Genomic DNA, 19,163 nt, shown 5'->3' on the forward strand with positions numbered 1-19,163 from the left:
TTACTTAAATGGCTTAATTGGTAGACCGCCAAAAACTGCACAAGTATAAATACTTATTGCAAAAGTGACATGCTCCCCGACTTTTTCCCGTAGCAATGGCTAGTTTTTCTTGCAATTCTTCAATTATTTTTTGCAGCCCCATTACCAGTTATACCAGTTCAGCTTGGCTCAACTGCTCGATTTGGATTTTTTCTTTCTGTCTGGTGGCTGCGGGCTTTTTCATTCGTTTATTTTACCAGCTTTTGATACTTAAGTCTTTTTTGACCTGAATCCTTACCTTCTATTGTCCTCACATTACTAAGCAACTGCAAGTTCATATTGCAGAACAAAAATTTCATCAGCTTTCAACATAGCCATAGCATATTCACTCCCTTGACTATCAGCAAACTCCACTAAATACTGACATTCCTTTCCCGTATCATACACTTCAACAATAGTTCCCACAAGTCCAACTGGTAAACTAGAAATAGATGCGTATTCTGGTTCCACTAGCGCTAATCGCGTATTGGCAATCGGCTTGAGAATCGCAACAGAATCCAAAACTCTAAAGTGTTTGATCGTAGTTTAAGAAAAGCTGAAATCCAACAACGGTTAGAAGTAGTTGAAGTAATTTCCTAGAAGTACCTTCTCAAGGTTTTTAGGGGCAGGTTTAGTTAGGATATACGCGATCGCAGCGAGTTTACCCATTTCACGCACCCGCCCTCCCCACGCTAGGATTTACCCCTTACTTAGGCCTTAAGTTCGCGCTGCTAAACTCAGAAGCCACAATCATCGACCCAATCCCCGCATCGGTAAATATTTCTTGCAGCAAAGCATGAGGAATTCGACCATCAATAATGTGAGCACCCTTCACACCCTGAGCCAAACTCCGCACACAACAGTTAACTTTGGGAATCATGCCCCCAGACACAACTCCCGACTCAACCAACTGTCTCGCTTCCTGAATATCTAACTTAGCAATCAGACTCTCTGGTTTGTGATAATCCTCTAAAATGCCCGCAGTATCTGTCATCAAAATCAACTTTTCCGCTCCCAAACCAGCGGCAATTTCCCCAGCTACCGTGTCAGCATTAATGTTGTAAGATTGACCGTTTTCATCGGCGGCCACGCTCGACACCACCGGAATATATCCGCTGTTCACCAAAGATTCCAAAATCTGGATTTTCACGCCGCTGACTTCACCCACAAACCCAATTCCTTCCCGCCCATCTGGACGAGCTTGAATCAGGTTGGCATCCTTGCCGCACAATCCCACTGCTTTGCCGCCGGCTTGGTTGATTAACGAAACAATTTCCTTATTTACTTTACCCACCAAAACCATTTCTACAACTTCCATTGTCGCCGCATCAGTCACCCGCAAACCATCCTTAAATTGCGGCTCAATTCCTAATTTTTCGAGCCAAATATTAATTTCCGGGCCGCCGCCGTGAACCACAACCGGACGCATCCCCACGCAAGCTAGCAGCACAATATCCCGAACCACCTTGTCTTTGAGATTGCTATCTTTCATCGCCGCACCGCCATATTTGACAACTATGGTGCGACCGGCAAAGTGTTGAATGTAAGGCAGTGCTTCGGACAGCACCTCTACTCGATTAGTGTCCGAATTCCTAACAAAATCGCTTTGTTTGAGCATGGGTAAATTACAGAAGACTAAAAACTTAATTCTAAACTTTAATGGCTAAAGCACATATTAACAGCCACAAAAATCACTTTTTCTCTGAATTTTATCGACGCGCAGGCTCGATCGCCCTTATTGATCCCAATCTTCAAAAAATTCATAGGTTTTTTTAATAAAAGCATTAAAATTTATGTATTATAACTTATACATTTTTTGCTACAGTCAAGAAATGTATAACTCCCTAGATTTACTTAACGTTTTATGTTAACTGCTGTCGCCCAAGACTCGGAAAACCTTCAGTACAACCTACCATCAGAGGCTGACTCGTCCCCCCGGATGACGGTATTTTGCGATTTAGACGGGCCCATAGTCGATGTTTCCGATCGCTACTATGCCACCTATCAACAGGGATTGGCCGATACTCAAGCAGCTTATCTCGATCGGGGAATCAACCTCAACCTTCAAATCCTCAGCAAACAGCAATTTTGGCAAATGAAGCAAAACCGCGTGCCCGATGCTGAAATAGCCAAAAGTTCCGGCTTGTCGGGAGAAGAAATTAACGTTTTTTTAGGATGCGTCAGTCAAATTGTCAATCAGCCAGACTTGTTGCACTTAGATCGCATCCAGCCGGGAGTGCAATGGGCGATCGGACTTCTGCACTCCCGCGGCGTGCGGCTGATTTTAGTCACCCTGCGGCCGAGAAATCAAGCCGTTCAACTGTTACAAAATTACGGTTTAGCCAGACTGTTTACCAGCATTCGCGGAACTCAGATGGCGGATGCGGCCTATCACAACTATACAGCCTTAAAAACTGAATTGTTGGCTGAAGTGGCACAAGAATTTGAGTCATCGCTGGGTTCGGCTTGGATGATCGGAGATACAGAAGCAGACATCCTCGCAGGAAAAGCATTGGGAATACCTACAATTGCCGTTACCTGCGGAATTCGCAGCCGATATCAACTGCAAAAGCACCAGCCTAATTTCATTCTCAGCGATTTGATTATTGCCGTTCATCACTTATTAGGTTCGGCGCAACAAGTAATAGTAGAATGACTACAGTTAACGAATGACTAATGACTGTTGACTGTTAACGGTTAACTGTTAACGAATGACTAATGACTGTTGACTGTTGACTGTTAACGAATGACTAATGACTGTTAACGAATGACTAATGACTAATGACTGATGACTGTTAACGAATGACTAATGACTGTTAACGAATGACTAATGACTAATGACTGATGACTGACTAAGATTTTTCTAAATTCCTGGTCATTTCCCACAAGCGATTGAGCGGAAAATAAATCACCGGAGCCCAAAGACTGCTAAGAATAGCAGAACACAAAGCCACTCGCTGGTGATAGCTCCAAATTTCCAGTAAAGCCCGATCGCCCATAGAAAAAAATTGCAGTCCCATCACCGTTTCCGCTACCACCGCCATCCCAAACACAATTAACGCGATCGGAATCGGATCTCTCTCAACAATATCTACCGGAATCGACCAGGTTTTCTGCAAAACAACTGTTAAGACTCCTACAACAACTAGACTGACAGCGTGGCTGGGATGAGGAGCCGTCATCGCATCTTGAAGGAACCCCAAAACCAAGCCCATGCTAGCGGCTCCCCAAACTGTACGTTTCCGCTTAATACTCCAAGCTACCAACCAAATTAACAGCCAGTTAGGCCCAATTCCCAACAATTCCATTCCCGGCATCCGAGTGGGCAATATCAGTATGCACAGCATCACAGATAGAAATGTAACTGCGAAGTTAAGAAATGGGCGCGATCGCGAAGACATCCGAGATAAAGCTTTCATTGTTGCTGTGCTCCCTCAGATGGTGCAGAAGATTGACTCTGCGAATCCTTCGGTTCGGCTTGCTTAGAGTGGGGGTAAACCACCGCCCACTCCAGAGCATTCATCGGTGCAGAAAACTCAACCACAGCCTCTGGAGCCGGAGTTTTATTCATATCCACCGAAACCACTTTTCCCACCGGCAAACCAGGAGGGAACAACTGACTGTAAGAAGAAGTTGAAACCACATCCCCAGGCTTGACATTGGGAACATTCTCAAAAAACTCCATCACCGCCTGATTTCCGCCTTTCCCGCGCATAAAACCCATGTGACGACTGCGGGTAATTCCCACACCCAATTGACTCGTAGCGTCGCTGACTAACAGCACCAAGCTAGTATTAGGAGTAACGCTGACTACTCTGCCTACTAAACCGCCGGGACTCATCACAGTAAAATCTGTTTTAATGCCATCATTACTGCCGCGCCCCAAGGTTACTTGCTGCCACCAGTGGTCGGCGCTGCGACCAACAATAGGAGCTACAATCCCTTTAGGTTTCTTAGCAGAAACGTAACCTAAAAGCTCTTTTAGCTTTTGATTTTGAGTCTCTGCTTCTAATAGTTGGGCTTGCAATTCTTGAGTTCGCGCCGAGATGAGTTCCTCTTGTCCAGAGCCGTTGGCGTGAAACGGACGAGTCACCCAATTGTAAACTTCAAATACTGCCGCACCTTGTGTTTGTCGAACTCCCCAAGCGGCAGTTACAGCTAAACCTAAAAGAGCTATTTGCAGCCGCAGATCCCACCACTTTCGGAATGTATTTTTTAGCATAATTTCACTAATCTAAAATTGTTAAGTCAGGATTTTAGATTTGAGATTGCAGCCGTATTTCTAAATCCACAATCCCAAATTTGTTAACTACATATTACGCGACGACTGCCCGCTGAAAACCCGTTCCAACTGTTTGTTTTCCAATACTCTACCAGTTCCCAAAACCACGCAGCACAGCGGATCGGCGGCCACGTGAGTGACAATTCCTGTTTCGTGACTGATCAGAGTATCTAAACCTTTCATCAGCGCGCCACCACCAGCCAGCATAATTCCCCTGTCAATAATATCTGCCGCTAATTCCGGCGGGGTGCGTTCCAATGTACGCTTGACAGCTTCCACAATTACTGAAAGCGGTTCCGACATACTTTCGCGAATTTCTGGGCCCTTGATAGTAACAGTTCGCGGCAAACCCGACAGTAAGTGCAAGCCCCGCACTTCCATCATTACATCGTCATCCTCTGGAGTTGGATATGCAGAACCAACCTGAATCTTAATTTCTTCAGCAGTGCGTTCGCCGATGACCAAATTGTGAACTTTTTTCATGTATTGGACGATCGCCTCATTGAGTTCGTCGCCGGCTACCCGCACAGACTCACTGATCACCGTACCTTGCAAACTCAAAACCGCAACTTCCGTAGTACCTCCGCCTATATCTATAATCATATTGCCAGTCGCCTCAGCAACAGGCAGTCCAGCCCCGATCGCCGCCGCGATGGGTTCATCAATTAACCGTACTTCTCTAGCACCAGCCTGAGTCGCCGCCTCAATGACAGCACGCCTCTCAACTCCCGTGACACCGCTGGGGATGCCAATAATTATCCGCGGCGAAACTAAGCTTCGGCCTTCGTGAACCCTGCGGATAAAAGTCTTGAGCATTAGTTCGGCCGTATCGAAGTCTGCAATTACCCCGTCGCGAAGCGGGCGCAGTGCTATGACATTCCCTGGCGTGCGGCCGAGCATTTTTTTAGCTTCTTCTCCAACAGCCAGCGGTATTTTTAACTCTTGGTCGATCGCCACTACAGAAGGTTCCTGCAGAACAATACCTTTGCCCGATACATAAACGAGCGTGTTAGCAGTACCGAGGTCGATACCCATATCTCTAGATAACGAAAATCGATTGAGAAGACCCACTGATTCGTACCCCCCCCAAAAACTAAAATACTATTGTGTGCAATAATGTTGTTACAAAAGTGTAACCGAGGTGGATTCTATTACGTTTTTCATCCTGAGTCTAGTCAGAAATGTACATTGTCGAGCTCAGGTTGAGCGCAGACTTGCCAATCATCCACCATCAATATGTTCTCCTAACTCGGTGTACAATCAGGATGAAGCCTCACAAGCGTTGTTCCAAGTTCAGTTTGGAGGCTAATGCCCGTATGGACTGTTTAACTACATCACCGATCGACCACATTCCCAAAAAAGTTTATGAGTCTTAATGTTGTGACTTTAGTAGGCCGCGTCGGCGGCGACCCGGACGTGAAGTATTTTGAGTCGGGTACAGTTCTGTGCAAGTTGACCCTGGCAGTGAATCGCAGAACCAAGAACAGCGATCAACCAGACTGGTTCAATCTGGAAATCTGGGGCAAAACAGCGCAAGTCGCTGCTGACTACGTTCGCAAAGGCTCTCAAATTGGCGTAACAGGCTCTTTGAGGTTCGAGCGCTGGCAAGACCGGAATACGGGAGCAAATCGCTCTAAGCCTGTAATTAGAGTAGACCAGTTAGAATTCCTGGGTTCCAAACGGGATAATGAATCCAGTATGTCGCAACACAACAGCGAATTCTAGCGTTTGGGGAATTTGGGAAGTAATATTTGTGAATTGGGTGGGTGCTCGTGACTTCAGAAAAGTTAGAAATTGTTCAAACTGAGTACCAAGCTGGGCAAGTAGCTTTTGAGAGTGGCCGGTATGCTCAAGCTGTGCAGAGTTTAGAAACAGCTACCGGTTTAGTCGATCGAAATTCCCGGTTGGGCGGCGAGGTGCAGATGTGGCTAGTGACAGCCTACGAAGCCTCTGGCAATACAGAAAGGGCGATCGAGCTTTGCCGCAAGCTCACCCGCCATCCCCGCCAAGAAACCCGCCAGCAAGCAAAGCGCTTGCTGTTCATTCTCGAAGCTCCCAAACTCACTATCCCTCCTGAATGGATGGTGAAAATCCCTGATTTGGCAGCTTTAGATGAAAATCAATCAATCAGTTTTCAATCCAATCCGAACGCTGATATCAAGTACGCTAAACCCAAGCCAGTCGTACCAGAGCCTGTAGATTTGAGTCAGGTTAATACGAAAGATAATAGATTTATCTGGGTGGCGTTAATTGCGATCGGGCTAATTTTAGGCGGATTATTTCTTAGTTATTAATCATTTGTTTAATTTCATATGCGGTCGATTACCCAATATGGTAGGGGCGGGTTCACCAACAATACTCGCCAATAATTGACAATCTCAAAAACCCGCCCTGGTCGCTATATTATAGTCAATCGATCCGACATGATGATATCAAACCATTGCTTGCATAAGCCCTGAGAGAAGTTAAGCAATGCCTTTTAGCAATTATAAAAGTATCAGCGCGGTCGCCAAAGAATTCCAAATTAATTGCCTACGGGAGAATTTCATTGTCGAAACAGAATTTGCAGTCAGCGAAGTTTTTCGGAATGAATTAGAATTGATTTTCAATGAGGGAGTATTTGACAACTCGGAAATCGCCATTTGTGAAAATATCATTTATCCTGTATTAAAAGAAGTTTGGAAAAATTATCGCAGTAATTTTCTCCTCTGGAGTCACCAAACCTTAGTCTATAATGATAATCTGTCAGGAATTCCAGATTATATATTGGCGAAGCGCTCCCCCCTCGGCACAGTAGTTTTTGACCAAGAAACTGGGATACAAGCCCCGTCCTTTTAGGACGGCTTTTCTTGGTTTCTAATGTATTCCTTCAATACTTCTAGAGGTGCGCCACCTACGGAAACCGCAAAATAACTAGGACTCCATAAAGCTTCTTTGTGGGGTTTTTTGTATCCAGCCTGTCCGTAGCGACGACTAGAAACACCTTTGAGTGCATTAACTATTTGAGAAATAGATAATTTAGGCGGATACTCGATCAGCGCATGAACGTGATCGGCTTCCCCGTTGAACTCTAGCACTTGAAAGTTCATTTTTTGGGCTACATCTCGAAACGACTTTTCAATCAAATCAAGACTTTCGCTCGTGAATACAGACCGACGATATTTTGTTATACAGACCAAATATATTTTAAGTTCTGTAACAGAATGGCGTTCCCGACGGTAAACTGTTGTCATTGCTTGTCAACCAATATATAATTAAACCTACAGACCAACATTCAATATAACCATGAAGGCGAGATTCAAGTACAGATTTTATCCGACGACCGAACAAAAGCAGAGCTTGGCTCGGCTGTTTGGCTGCGTCCGGGTGGTTTGGAACGATAGTCTAGCCCTCTGCAAGCAGTCTGAAAAAAAGGCAAGTTCATCTGAGCTGCAAAAAATCATAATAACCCAAGCAAAAAACACCGAAGAAAGAGTTTGGCTGAGCGAAGTTTCTAATATCCCTCTACAGCAGTCTGTAGCGGATTTAGAAACAGCTTTCAAGAACTTCTTCGATTCCTGTAAAGGGAAGCGAAAGGGTCGTAAAGTGGGTTATCCTAAGTTCAAGAAAAGAACAAATAGCCAGTCTGCCAGATTTCGGATTGGAGGCTTTTCTTTTAAGAATGGCGGTGTGTATTTAGCCAAGATTGGTATTGTCAAGCCAATCTGGTCAAGAGAACTTCCATCTGAAGCTAGCTCAGTCACAGTAATCAAAGATTGTGCAAATCGTTATTTCCTAAGTTTTGTAGTAGAAGTTCAACCCGTTCACTCTGATGCCAAAAACCAAAGTATCGGAATTGATTTAGGAATAAAAACTTTTGCAGCAATGAGCAATGGAGAAAAAGCTGAAAGCCCTAGCTACCAAAAATTAGACCGGAAAATTCGCAAACTCCAGCGCCAATTAGCTCGTCAACCAAAAGACTCTAAAAGGAGAAACGTAACCCGAATTAAAATTGCTAAGTTGCACAATAAAATTGCCGATACCCGGAAAGATTTCCTGCACAAATTGTCAACTAAAGTAGTCAAGGAAAACCAAGTGATTATTTGGGAAGACCTCAATGTATCGGGAATGGTAAAAAACCGGAAACTTTCACGGGCAATTAGTCAGCAAGGATGGCGAGAATTTAGGACTCTCTGTGAGGCTAAATCTGAAAAGTTTGGTAGAGAGTTTCAAGTAATTAGTAGATGGGAACCTACTAGCCAAGTTTGTGCGGATTGTGGTTTTAAATGGGGCAAGATTGATTTGTCTATTCGTTCAGTGCTTTGTGTTAGTTGCGGTACTGAGCAGGATAGAGATCAAAACGCTTCGAGGAATATAGAGAAAGTCGGGATGGGGAATCGCCACGACTCTAAACGGACGCAGAGGGAGAGTGAGACTATTTCGGTAGCATCACCCGATGAAGCGTCAAGAATCACCGCTGCTTCAGCACGGTGAGTATTTCAAAAGCCCTATTTCATATTAGTTGAAGCCAAGAAAGAGAGCGCATTTGATGAAGGATGGGGGCAGTGTTTGGCAGAAATGATCGCCGTGCAGCGACTTAACAATGAACCGGAACAAACTATCTTTGGGATTGTTTCTAATGGGGCAATGTGGCAGTTTGGCAAGCTGAAATTAGAAATGTTTACTCAAAATAAATTTTTCTATACAATTCAGGACTTAGAGCGACTGTTTGCAGCAGTTAACTATGTTTTTAAACAGTGTGAATTACAATTATAGAGGAATGCTCTTCAGTTTTAGGCGCGGGTGTCGAGAAACCGGGTTTTTATGGAAATACTTCGCTGTAGTCGGCAGATTCACAAAAAACCCGGTTTCTAAGTTGAATTATTTACAGCAATCTTTGGAGATTTTACAGCATTTGCGATCGCCCGACGCGGAGACAGTGAGAGAAATTATTGCTATGGTTCAGCAGATGGCTGGGGATTGATGGATGCACTTCGACTAAAGAAACTGGGTTTTTCGCAGCTTTTCGGTGGTGTATCGATATTCTGGGAAAAAACCCGGTTTCTGGCAACACCCTAAATCGCTAAAATAAAGAAAAGACCAAACCAAAAAGGCGATTATTGTGAGCGATTCAACCATAGAACAGATATTAAAATTGGCATCTCAACGCGCGGATGCCGCTGAAGTATACTACCTGTCGAGTCAAGACACCCCCATCGAATTTGAAAACAATCGCCTCAAATCCCTGCAAACCAAAGCACTGCAAGGCGTAGCACTGCGGCTGATTTCGCACGGCAAAATCGGTTTTGCTAGTTCCACAGATTTAACGCGGATAAACGATTTAGTAGATGCAGCCATTCAAACAGCCGAAATCGGCGACCCCGCAGAATTTGAACTCGCCTCCGACTTCCACCTAAAAGGCCCGGAAACCACCTACACTCCGCCCACAACTCAAGAATTAGTCGAAAACGGCAAAAACCTGATCGAGCAAGTTCACGCCTACAATCCCGATATTATGGTAGATGTCGGCTTCCACGTCCGCAGCGGGCGCGTCAAAATTGCCACGACGCGAGACGTGTATGCCGAAAGAAGCAGCCAAATAGTCAGCGGGACGATCGCGGGAAATTTGGTAAAGGGAGAAGACTTTATGCAAGCATACAGTTACGATGTTGCGCGCGATCGTCCCCTAGACACCAACAGCATCCTCGAATCACTCCTCGAAAAATACCGCCTCGCTGAACATTCAGCCAGCATCACCAGCGGTTCCTACCCAGTATTATTTACCCCCAGAGCCGCCGCTAGCACCCTCGGTGGCCTCTTTGATACCATCCTTTCAGGCCAAGCAGTAGTTCAAAAAGCCTCTCCCCTAGCCGACAAAATCGGCGAAACCTTATTTGACGAACGCTTTACCTTTTTTGAAGACCCCACTTTAGGCCCTTCTGCTTGTCCCTTTGACGACGAAGGTACACCCACCACCCGCAAAGTCTTGATAGACAAAGGTACTGTCACCGGATTTTATTGGGATCGCAGGTGGGCCGCTCGCGCCGGTGTACAATCAACCGGCAACGGTTTTCGTGGCGGATTGTCTCGCCCCGGCCCTGATTTGACTAACTTTTGCATTTCCCCCGGAAATACCGCCACTCAAGACTTGATTGCTAGCATGGACGAAGGTCTAATAGTAGAACAGGTTTTAGGTGCCGGTCAGTCCAATCAGTTAGCTGGCGAATTTTCTGTCAATTTGGACTTAGGCTATAAAGTAGAAAAAGGCAAAATTGTGGGTCGCGTCAAGAATACAATGGTGGCAGGCAGCATTTTTGAAGCCTTTAAAAATTTGGCAGATTTAAGTAGCGAAGCCGAATGGGTAGGCGGTGCAGCCTATTTGCCAAGTATGCTGTTTCAACAGTTGGGTGTAGCTTCGAGGCAATAAGTTCAGTGCGGTTTTACTCGTTACCAGGCTCTGCCTGGTAATACAGATGATGAGGCTCTGCCTCGAATTTGGATGAAAGCTTGCGAGGCAAAGCGTCTGGACATGGGTTCCCAGGCAGAGCCTAGGAACCAGTTAAACAAACATAGAAACAGTGTCGGCAATTCAACGCTTTGCTAATTCATGCAAATAGGTAAAAATAGGGAAAAATATATAATGAAAGAGCAAAATGTCAAGGATGGAACTGGGAAGAAGAAAAAGCACTTTTTCTTTCTTTTACCTTTGGTTTTTTGCCTTTTAACTCTAGTGACTGGATGCGTTCAGTACGATGTCGGGGTCAACTTTGAGAGTCAAACTCGCGGCGAAATCGTGCAGCACATTAAACTAGGGGAAAGGTTGACGAGCTTCAGCAGCGAAACTGTTGCAGAATGGTTGAAAAGCGTAGAACGCCGGGTGAGGTTGCTGGACGGAAAAACTAAACGGGTTTCCCCCACAGAAGTTCTAGTGACGATTCCTTTCAATAATGGATCCGAGTTGCAAGACAAGTTCAACCAATTTTACAATCCGATCGCACCAACGACAAAATCTCTGGTTTCAAGTCGGCTAGAAACCGATTTGCCGAAGTTTGAATCTCACCTTAATGTCAAGCAGAATAATTTGTTATTGGTGCTGAGAAATCGGTTGAGTTTGGAATTGGATTTGCGCTCTCTTTCACTGCTTTCTTCTAATGGCAGTCTGCTGCTGAGTCCGGGGGGACTTTTGGAGCTAGACTTTAGCTTGAACACACCTTGGGGCGCCGAAAGTATTGAAACAGTCGCTGGTGCGCTGGTTCCCGAAAGCTATCAGCAAGGAAAACAGTTAGTTTGGAAGCTCAAACCCGGAGAAGTTAACTATTTGGAGGCGATATTCTGGATTCCCAGTCCCGTAGGAATTGGGGCGCTGATTATTGCCTTATTTGTGGCGGCGGGCATTGCTTTGAAATATCAAATATTGCCAGGGCTGGGAATCGGCAAGAAACCGCAAAACATCGGTCAAACCTAAAGAGGATATGTCCTAGAGGGGCGGCTTAACCAATCTCTTCAATCAACTCTCAGAGCTGCCATCAACCCGCCCCTCCCCGGATATTATGGTTAATTGACCCGATTAGATTTTATAAAAACACTGAGAATATATGCCTAAAAACAGTTGACAAATGGTAAATAATTTGCTTAACCTGAATTGAGAATTAGGAACAGAGAAAATGCGATCGCTAAATTTCTTCTTCATCTTTCTGATTTGCTTGGCTCTAGTATTATTCAGCATAGAAAATACACAGCCAGTCGTGATTCAAGTTATCGAAGGCGTCCAAGTTAAAGCTCCGCTGTGCGTAGAACTAATTGTAGCGATAGGATTAGGGGCAACACTAGCGTGGCTGTTCAGTCTGTGGTCGAGAATGCAGCGAACCCTCGCCTCGCGCCAACAACTCCGCCAAGTTCGCGAAAAAGAGCAGCGGATTCAGGAATTAGAACAAAATCTTGAACGCTATAAAGCCGAAGTAGAAGGCCAACAACCTTTGTTAGAAAGTGCAGAACCGATAAGTTTAGAAATAGCAGCCATTGAGGCCAAAGCTGCTGAAATGACCGCCAATTAATTTGATATGCTCTCTGGTTTTCTCCGAGGCAAAATCTAAAATCTAAAATCTAAAATCTAAAATCTAAAATCTAAAATCTAAAATCGAATGGCCGTTTCCCGAGACCAAGATGGTTTAGAAACGATTTCCGAGGGGATCGCAATTTTAATTGACCTCGCCGAACGGGGAGAAATTGATCCTTGGGACGTTAAGGTAATTGAAGTGTTCGATCGATGTCTGAGCAAGCTTACGAACGCCTGCGATACTGATCAGAGTAAGGATTTCTCCGATTTGTCCCACTCCGGCCAAGCGTTTTTGTACGCTTCAATGCTGGTTTTGCTCAAAGCAGAAAGTATCGTCCTCTCAGAACCCCCCGCGAATCCCGACGCCGACGAGCCTGCAGTAGAAGACGCAGAGCACTCAGGCGGGCGACACTTGCCGCAGCATTTAGAGCGGCAATTGCGCCGTCGCGGTGTAGCTCAACTACCGCAAAAACGACCGGTGACTCTCCCAGAACTGATTGAGCAGTTGCAGCTAATGAAAGCAGCAATGGAGCAGCAGACAGTTACCCCCCGGCGCCGCCCTACCTCAAAAATGCGATCGCAAGCGGCCCAGGCTATCTTTGAGCTAGCTCACCAAGAAAATCTCGTAGAAACTGCTAGTGAACTCGAACGGTTTCTGGCTCAGCGGGGCGCGGAAATTGACGAGGGTTGGCTGGACTTGGACAACTTGCTAGAGCTCTGGCATCATAAGGATTTGCACTCCTCTGTCAACCCAGAACACCCGGTATCCACTGGGGAAGTTCACTTGCCAAATCATGACCGCGTAGGTATTTTTTGGGCGTTGTTGCTACTATCGGCTCAGTCTAAAGTAGAGTTGCTTCAAGAGGAGTTTTATCAAGACCTCAAAATCCGCGCGCTTTGAGCTTAGAGGGTATTAGGTTCTCGGGCGAAACTAATAACTATGCCACTGCGTCGGTTAAAATTCCAGGGAGAATCTCGCTCTATGGCATTCTGTTGCTGAGTCCCGAATGCGGAGAGTGGCAGTGCGAAGTTCTTGGTGATTCCCTATTCCTGGTTTCTTAAATCTAGGTAAATTGGGGATAAATGATTGATAGCCTGGTACGATGTCGCCTATAAACTGGTCAGGATTTTGCTGTGCTCGATCGATTCGACGATCGCCACCGCTAGCATCTAATTGTTCAGTTGATATCAGTTAACAGAGGGTTGAGGAAGTTAAGAGTCAGGAACTCAGGGCTAAAGCCACTGAGCTTGTAAGAAATTGCAAGCTGTTCTGACCAGACCCCTCGAAAGAGGAGACGTTATTTAGGTCACGACACCGGAGAATGCGACGCTAGTTTTCCGCTCTGTCATCTGCAATTAAACAGTTTTAAAGTCACTGAAACAGTGTTGCAGGTCTAACAAGCTTTTATAACCAGGTCGAAGCGAACATTACCCCGAAAGGGAGGCTCCATAAGAGCAAACATTATGCGTACAGAGTTGCAAGGTTTGAGGCGCTAACTGTCCTGCCGAAAGTGCATTACAAAAGTACACTCCTGTCGAGCAACTCCAAGGCGGTAATGGATACAGAAAGATTAAAGGCGGTTGAAACCGCCCGTGTCGTTTCCCTCTCAGGTCTTTCATACCCTGAGTTTCCCACTTACCGAGTTTTTCTTATGAAAGCGATGATTCTGGCGGCCGGTAAAGGCACTCGCGTCCGTCCTATTACTCAGACAATACCCAAACCGATGATTCCCATCCTGCAAAAGCCAGTGATGGAGTTTTTGGTTGAATTGCTCCGCCAGCACGGATTTGACCAGATTATGGTCAATGTTTCCCACCTGGCCGACGTGATTGAAAACTACTTTCGCGACGGTCAAAAGTTTGGGGTACAAATTGCCTATTCTTTTGAAGGGCGAATTGAGGAGGGAGAACTGATTGGAGAGGCTCTCGGTTCTGCTGGTGGCATGAAACGAATTCAGGATTTCTCGCCGTTTTTTGACGATACTTTTGTGGTGCTGTGCGGCGACGCTTTGATTGACTTGGACTTGACTGCTGCTGTGAAGTGGCACCGGGAAAAAGGGGCGATCGCTACTATTGTTATGAAATCGGTTCCCCGCGAGGAGGTTCCCAGTTACGGAGTGGTGGTAACAGACGAGTCTGGCAAAATTAAAGATTTCCAAGAAAAACCTTCTGTAGAGGAAGCTCTGAGTACCGACATTAACACTGGTATTTATATTTTTGAACCGGAAATATTCAAATACATCCCTTCGGGCCAGGAATACGATATCGGTTCGCAGTTATTTCCCAAGCTAGTAGCAGAAGGCGCGCCTTTTTACGGGATTAGCATGGACTTTGAGTGGGTGGATATCGGCAAAGTTCCTGACTATTGGCGGGCAATTCAGAGCGTGCTGCTGGGACAAGTTAAAAATGTTTCGATTCCGGGAATTGAAGTGCGCCCCGGCATTTACGCTGGTTTGAATGTAGCTGTTAACTGGGATAAAGTTGATATTACTGGGCCTGTTTACATAGGGGGGATGACGATCATTGAGGATGGAGCAAAAATTGTCGGCCCGACAATGATTGGCCCAAATTGTTGGCTTTGCAGTGGCGCCACTGTGGAAAACAGCGTGATTTTTGAGTATTCCCGTTTGGGCCCGGAGGTGCGGTTGGTTGACAAACTGGTGTTCGGGCGCTACTGCGTTGATAAAACCGGGGCTGCGATCGATTTGCAAGCGGCGGCTCTCGATTGGCTGATTACTGACGCTCGCCAAGTTTTACCCACTCAACACGGAGAAGAGCGGCGCGCGATATCTGAAATTCTCGGTAATGGTGGATAATTGCTAATTGCTAATTGCTAATTGCTAATTGCTCAAGGTAAGGTGCGCCTAGCGCACCCTACTTTTACATTTACGATCTCAGCTTTCAATTCTGGTTATGTGCTTAGGTTGCACCTCACCTCTTCCACCATTCTCGCTTAACAGGCTTTCCGGCCTGTTCCACAAGAAAATCTACTGTTTGTGGAACAGGCCGGAAAGCCTGTTCATAAAAGGCTTCTTGACAGTGGTGCAACATCTCAGTTGCACCCTACATCTTGCACCATTCTCAATTAGCCGTAGGGGCGGGTTCGCCAACAGCCTTAAAGCTTGCAAATAGGTTCTATAAACCCGCCCGATCCCACGAAAAATCCTCTTATTGATATTGCTGCAAGATGTCAGTTGCACCCTACATTTTAAGACTGAAGATAAGTATATTGGCTGAGACTCCGCTCGTAATTTTGCAGCAAAAGTTGGGCCTCGGAAAGAGTAATTTTATTTTGCTGCAAAGCTTCTTCTGTCTGACGGCGGATGCTTTCAACCAAATTTTCTGAATCGTACTGTACGTAGCTGAGGACTTCTTTCATAGTGTCTCCTTTCACAACGTGTTCGATATGATAGCCAGAAGGTGTTAGCTGAATGTGAACTGCATTTGCATCGCCGAATAAGTTGTGAAGGTTGCCCATAATTTCTTGATAAGCACCTCCCAAAAAGAGCGCCAAATAGTAAGGTTCTCCAGGTTTGAGAGTATGCAGTTCCAAAACCGACTTCACATCTCGCAAATCGATGAATTGGTCGATTTTGCCGTCGCTGTCGCAGGTAAGATCGGCTAAAATACCGCGTTGAGTTGGTTCTTCGTCGAGTCGGTTAATTGGCATAATTGGGAACAATTGGTTAATTGCCCAACTGTCCGGTACTGACTGGAAAACAGATAAGTTGATGTAATAAATGGACGCCATCACCTTTTCTAAGTCTTCCAAATCGTCAGATACGTATTCATTTTGCCGCGCGATCGCCTGTATTTTATCGCAGCAAGCCCAGTACAACTGTTCGGTTTTCGCCCGTTCCGCAATTCCCAAATAGCCTAAGTTAAATAAACTGACTGCTTCTTCCTTGAATTGGATAGCATCGTGATAAACTTCTTGGTAATTTTCGGGACTGATAGATTGGTAAATTTCGTAGAGATTGCGCGGAATTTGGTGCGCGTTTTCGTCTACTGGTTCGGGTACTTCTCTGGGGACATCGCTAGTACCGAGTACGTCAAAAACTAACACTGATTGGTGAGAAGCGATCGCCCGCCCGCTTTCGCTAATGATAATTGGAACCGGGATTTTCCGCTCGTCGCAGGCATCTTTCACTCCCGCTACTACGTCGTTAGCGTAGTTTTGCATATTGTAGTTTTTGGAAGCGTGGAAGTTTGTTTTAGACCCGTCGTAGTCAACGCCGAGGCCACCGCCTACGTCCAAGTAGTTCATATTAGCTCCCAATTTAGCTAATTCTACATAAATGTGGCTGGCTTCTCGAATGGCGTCTTTGATAACGCTAATTGAGGAAATTTGAGAGCCGATGTGGAAGTGCAGTAACTGCAAACAACCGAGCATTCCCGCTTTTTCTAGTTCGCCGACTGCACGCATAATTTCAGGAATTGTCAAGCCAAATTTTGCCCGATCGCCCGTGGAACCTCCCCAGCGGCCAACCCCTTTGGTAGTGAGTTTTGCTCGCACTCCCAAAATCGGTTTAATGCCTAATGCAATGCTTGCGGCGATTGCGAGTTCTACTTCCTCTATTTGCTCCAGCACAATTACGGAAGTTTGCCCTAGTCGCTGCGCCAAAATAGCAGTTTCGATGTATTCGCGGTCTTTGTAACCGTTACAAATTAATAAAGCGCCTGGGTTTTTTAAGGTCGCCAAAGCTATCATTAATTCCGGTTTAGATCCGGCTTCGAGCCCGAAGTGATGGGGTTGACCGAAACGCACCAAATCTTCAATTAATTGTCGGTGCTGGTTGCATTTAACTGGAAAGACACCGCGATAGACATTTTTGTAGTTGTACCGAGCGATCGCTCTGGCAAAACACGAATTTAAGCGCTCGATCCGGTCTTCCAAAATATCAGAAAATCGAATCAGCAGGGGCAAAGCCAAATTTCGCTGTTTTAGGGATTCTACCAGTTCGCACAAGTCCAGGGAACCGCCGCGATCGCCCTTGGGAGACACTGTAACGTGACCGGCTGCATTGATCGAAAAATACGGTTCGCCCCAACCTTGAATTCGGTAGAGTTTCTCACTATCTTCTATTGTCCAAGATGCTTGTGGCAGTTGAGCCGCCGTTACCAAAGCAGTGTCTGGTGCCACCGAACTCGTGACTGTTGGCGAGTGAGTCGATAGCGGATCGAGATCGGAGAAAGCAGCGGTAGCTGGGGAACTCATCTTATCAGAAACCTCTTTGAGGAGTGGTCAAATAGATAGTTTATCGCACATATCGGGTTTCCTGATGTAGTTGAAAAATCACTTTGGGTACACGGGCTGGCGATTTTAGATTTTAGATTTTAGATTTTAGATTTTAGAATTGAGTCTACAGATAGATGAAAAGCGGGGATTGAACTACAATCTCAACCGTATTTGCTTTGCGGGACTTATTTCTTCAAACAAATATCCCTATGCAGGTGAACTCGGAAACCGGGTTTCCGAGTTCACCTGCGCCAAGAGAGTTGTCGGACGATCGCTCGCCCGACACACACTAACCAAAAATCACCTCCGGCGGCGCCATGTCAGCGCCCATAATCATTCCCCCGGTCTTAGACTTCTTCAAGCCCGGTTGAGGTGCTTTTTCTGGGGTCTTCTGAGCCGGTGCAACTGAGGCTGGCGGTGTCACCTGCGGTTGAGGTACTGCCTGTGCTCCTGGCACCACGGGTTGCTGCGACAGCCAACCCAAACCCCCTACAGCCCCAGCCATCAAAGCGGTGTAGCCGATGTACAAATGCACCGGACGCATTTGAAAGCCTTCGCCTGAGTCGGAATCGGAAACAGACACATACATACTGGGAATTGGAGTCGGAGCGGGTTTGGGCAAAGCATTCGCCATAGCGCTGCCGTCTAGTCCCAAGGCGTCGCCTAGTCTGCGGATAAAACCTCTAACGTAAATATCTTGGGGCAGTTTGTCGATTTCCCCATTTTCGATCGATTCGATGTGGTGCAGCGGCACGAGAGTTTGACTGTGGAGTTGGAGCAGGGATAGGGAGCGAATTTGCCGTCCCTTACGCAATTCTTTACCCAACTCCCGCAGGCATTCTTCTCGCTGTTGAACGGCTAAAGCTGCTTCTTCTTCCTTGGTGAGTTTTTTCGGCTTTTTGGGAAAACCGAACCCTGGAAAGAATTTTCCGGGGACGGTGACAGTTGCAGGTAGAGCCGACTCGACTTTAATTTCGTCTTGGGGCGCTTGTTTGCTGTCTTCAGAAGTGTTAGTTTCTCGATCGGAATTTTCTTCTGTGTCGGACTCGGTTTGGGGGGGCGCTTCCACAGTAGCGCTGCGCCAATAGAAGACAGGAGCAGTTACTGGTGGCTCCAATTCTTGAATTTCTGTCACCGTCTCAATAGCGGGACTTACAGCAGTAACACTCTCTTGGGCTACTTGCGCTTCAATTTTGTTCTGTTTGGGAAATCGATCGAATGCGAGCTTGACGGCTTCTCTGCTAACTGCTCTAATTAAAATTTCGGCAGCGGAGGCTGCTTCGCCCAACATTGTTTGCAGGCTAGCTAGAGCGTGGCTATAGGTGTCGCTACAGAGGAGTTCAGCTTCTATTTGACCTAGAACAGAACGAAAACTTTCTTGAGAAATTTCAATAGTTGGGTGATCTGTCACCCCAAAATAAGCCTCGGGTTTCAGTGCCATGATATTCATGTTGTCTTGGTAGAAGGTATCTGAGTACGTTCTTCGACAGGTTGGCAGTGATTCCGGATGTCGGTTGGGGGAGAGTGGGAGAGTGGGGCATCGGGCATCGGGCATCGGGCATCGGGCATTGGGCATCGGGCATCGGTTG

At 46.1% G+C, this 19,163-nt stretch carries 20 protein-coding genes; 12 read left to right on the forward strand and 8 right to left on the reverse strand.

The window, feature by feature from the left end; all coding sequences use genetic code 11:
• Positions 1 to 297 precede the first annotated feature (297 nt).
• Together QUA88_RS10835 and argB are read right to left on the reverse strand one after the other, a co-directional pair.
• A complete protein-coding gene (locus QUA88_RS10835; protein WP_333053451.1) occupies positions 298 to 540 on the reverse strand; it encodes a DUF4926 domain-containing protein in 243 nt (80 codons plus the stop codon).
• A gap of 184 nt (positions 541 to 724) precedes the next feature.
• Positions 725 to 1,636, reverse strand: coding sequence for an acetylglutamate kinase (gene argB, locus QUA88_RS10840; protein ID WP_333053450.1), 912 nt, complete (start codon positions 1,634 to 1,636; stop codon positions 725 to 727).
• A gap of 246 nt (positions 1,637 to 1,882) precedes the next feature.
• On the opposite strand from argB, the gene QUA88_RS10845 reads away from it, so the two are divergent.
• On the forward strand, positions 1,883 to 2,674 hold the full coding sequence (locus QUA88_RS10845) for an HAD family hydrolase (RefSeq protein WP_333053449.1): 792 nt from the start codon (positions 1,883 to 1,885) through the stop codon (positions 2,672 to 2,674).
• Between the two features lie 196 nt (positions 2,675 to 2,870).
• Here QUA88_RS10845 and mreD read toward each other — a convergent pair whose 3' ends face one another.
• From mreD to QUA88_RS10860, 3 genes are all read right to left on the reverse strand, one after another.
• Positions 2,871 to 3,437, reverse strand: a complete 567-nt coding sequence (mreD, locus tag QUA88_RS10850) for a rod shape-determining protein MreD (RefSeq protein ID WP_333053448.1) — start codon at positions 3,435 to 3,437, stop codon at positions 2,871 to 2,873.
• The gene (mreC, locus tag QUA88_RS10855; protein ID WP_333053446.1) at positions 3,434 to 4,240 is read right to left on the reverse strand and encodes a rod shape-determining protein MreC; all 807 of its coding nucleotides are present in this window, start codon (positions 4,238 to 4,240) and stop codon (positions 3,434 to 3,436) included. The genes mreD and mreC overlap by 4 nt, the downstream gene beginning before the upstream one ends.
• Before the next feature lie 87 nt (positions 4,241 to 4,327).
• The gene (locus QUA88_RS10860; protein WP_333053445.1) at positions 4,328 to 5,335 is read right to left on the reverse strand and encodes a rod shape-determining protein; all 1,008 of its coding nucleotides are present in this window, start codon (positions 5,333 to 5,335) and stop codon (positions 4,328 to 4,330) included.
• A 330-nt stretch (positions 5,336 to 5,665) separates the two neighbouring features.
• On the opposite strand from QUA88_RS10860, the gene QUA88_RS10865 reads away from it, so the two are divergent.
• The 3 genes from QUA88_RS10865 (at position 5,666) to QUA88_RS10875 (ending at position 7,138) form a co-directional block, all read left to right on the forward strand.
• Positions 5,666 to 6,025: a single-stranded DNA-binding protein gene (locus tag QUA88_RS10865; RefSeq protein ID WP_333053444.1), complete on the forward strand. Its 360-nt coding sequence runs from the start codon at positions 5,666 to 5,668 to the stop codon at positions 6,023 to 6,025.
• Positions 6,026 to 6,072: 47 nt separating this feature from the next.
• Positions 6,073 to 6,594, forward strand: coding sequence for a tetratricopeptide repeat protein (locus tag QUA88_RS10870; protein WP_333211668.1), 522 nt, complete (start codon positions 6,073 to 6,075; stop codon positions 6,592 to 6,594).
• Positions 6,595 to 6,772: 178 nt separating this feature from the next.
• Positions 6,773 to 7,138: a hypothetical protein gene (locus QUA88_RS10875; RefSeq protein WP_333053442.1), complete on the forward strand. Its 366-nt coding sequence runs from the start codon at positions 6,773 to 6,775 to the stop codon at positions 7,136 to 7,138.
• On the opposite strand, the gene tnpA is transcribed toward QUA88_RS10875, so the two are convergent.
• Positions 7,135 to 7,533 (reverse strand): IS200/IS605 family transposase, encoded by a 399-nt coding sequence (gene tnpA / locus QUA88_RS10880; protein WP_333053441.1) that lies wholly within the window; start codon positions 7,531 to 7,533, stop codon positions 7,135 to 7,137. The genes QUA88_RS10875 and tnpA overlap by 4 nt on opposite strands.
• Positions 7,534 to 7,585: 52 nt before the next feature.
• Here tnpA and QUA88_RS10885 point away from each other — a divergent pair, with 52 nt between their 5' ends.
• The 8 genes from QUA88_RS10885 (at position 7,586) to QUA88_RS10920 (ending at position 15,151) form a co-directional block, all read left to right on the forward strand.
• Positions 7,586 to 8,773, forward strand: a complete 1,188-nt coding sequence (locus tag QUA88_RS10885; protein ID WP_333053440.1) for a transposase — start codon at positions 7,586 to 7,588, stop codon at positions 8,771 to 8,773.
• Between the two features lie 75 nt (positions 8,774 to 8,848).
• Positions 8,849 to 9,055 (forward strand): hypothetical protein, encoded by a 207-nt coding sequence (locus tag QUA88_RS10890; RefSeq protein ID WP_333053439.1) that lies wholly within the window; start codon positions 8,849 to 8,851, stop codon positions 9,053 to 9,055.
• A 4-nt stretch (positions 9,056 to 9,059) separates the two neighbouring features.
• A complete protein-coding gene (locus QUA88_RS10895; RefSeq protein WP_333053438.1) occupies positions 9,060 to 9,263 on the forward strand; it encodes a hypothetical protein in 204 nt (67 codons plus the stop codon).
• Between the two features lie 138 nt (positions 9,264 to 9,401).
• Positions 9,402 to 10,706 carry a metallopeptidase TldD-related protein gene (locus QUA88_RS10900; protein ID WP_333211672.1) on the forward strand — a complete coding sequence of 435 codons (1,305 nt, stop codon included), beginning with the start codon at positions 9,402 to 9,404 and terminating at the stop codon, positions 10,704 to 10,706.
• A gap of 213 nt (positions 10,707 to 10,919) precedes the next feature.
• Entirely contained in the window at positions 10,920 to 11,744 is an 825-nt protein-coding gene (locus QUA88_RS10905; protein WP_333053436.1) for a DUF3153 domain-containing protein, read from the forward strand.
• A 199-nt stretch (positions 11,745 to 11,943) separates the two neighbouring features.
• Positions 11,944 to 12,333, forward strand: coding sequence for a LapA family protein (locus tag QUA88_RS10910; protein ID WP_333211675.1), 390 nt, complete (start codon positions 11,944 to 11,946; stop codon positions 12,331 to 12,333).
• Between the two features lie 87 nt (positions 12,334 to 12,420).
• On the forward strand, positions 12,421 to 13,236 hold the full coding sequence (locus QUA88_RS10915; RefSeq protein ID WP_333053434.1) for a segregation/condensation protein A: 816 nt from the start codon (positions 12,421 to 12,423) through the stop codon (positions 13,234 to 13,236).
• A 751-nt stretch (positions 13,237 to 13,987) separates the two neighbouring features.
• Positions 13,988 to 15,151 carry an NDP-sugar synthase gene (locus QUA88_RS10920; RefSeq protein ID WP_333053433.1) on the forward strand — a complete coding sequence of 388 codons (1,164 nt, stop codon included), beginning with the start codon at positions 13,988 to 13,990 and terminating at the stop codon, positions 15,149 to 15,151.
• A gap of 392 nt (positions 15,152 to 15,543) precedes the next feature.
• On the opposite strand, the gene speA is transcribed toward QUA88_RS10920, so the two are convergent.
• Together speA and QUA88_RS10930 are read right to left on the reverse strand one after the other, a co-directional pair.
• Complete coding sequence (speA, locus tag QUA88_RS10925) at positions 15,544 to 17,553, reverse strand: biosynthetic arginine decarboxylase (protein WP_333053432.1); 2,010 nt, start codon at positions 17,551 to 17,553, stop codon at positions 15,544 to 15,546.
• Positions 17,554 to 17,863: 310 nt separating this feature from the next.
• Positions 17,864 to 19,015, reverse strand: coding sequence for a helix-turn-helix domain-containing protein (locus tag QUA88_RS10930; protein ID WP_333053431.1), 1,152 nt, complete (start codon positions 19,013 to 19,015; stop codon positions 17,864 to 17,866).
• Positions 19,016 to 19,163 lie beyond the last annotated feature (148 nt).

Origin of the sequence: Microcoleus sp. D3_18_C2 (genome assembly GCF_036702395.1) — a bacterium.
Taxonomy (GTDB): domain Bacteria; phylum Cyanobacteriota; class Cyanobacteriia; order Cyanobacteriales; family Microcoleaceae; genus Microcoleus.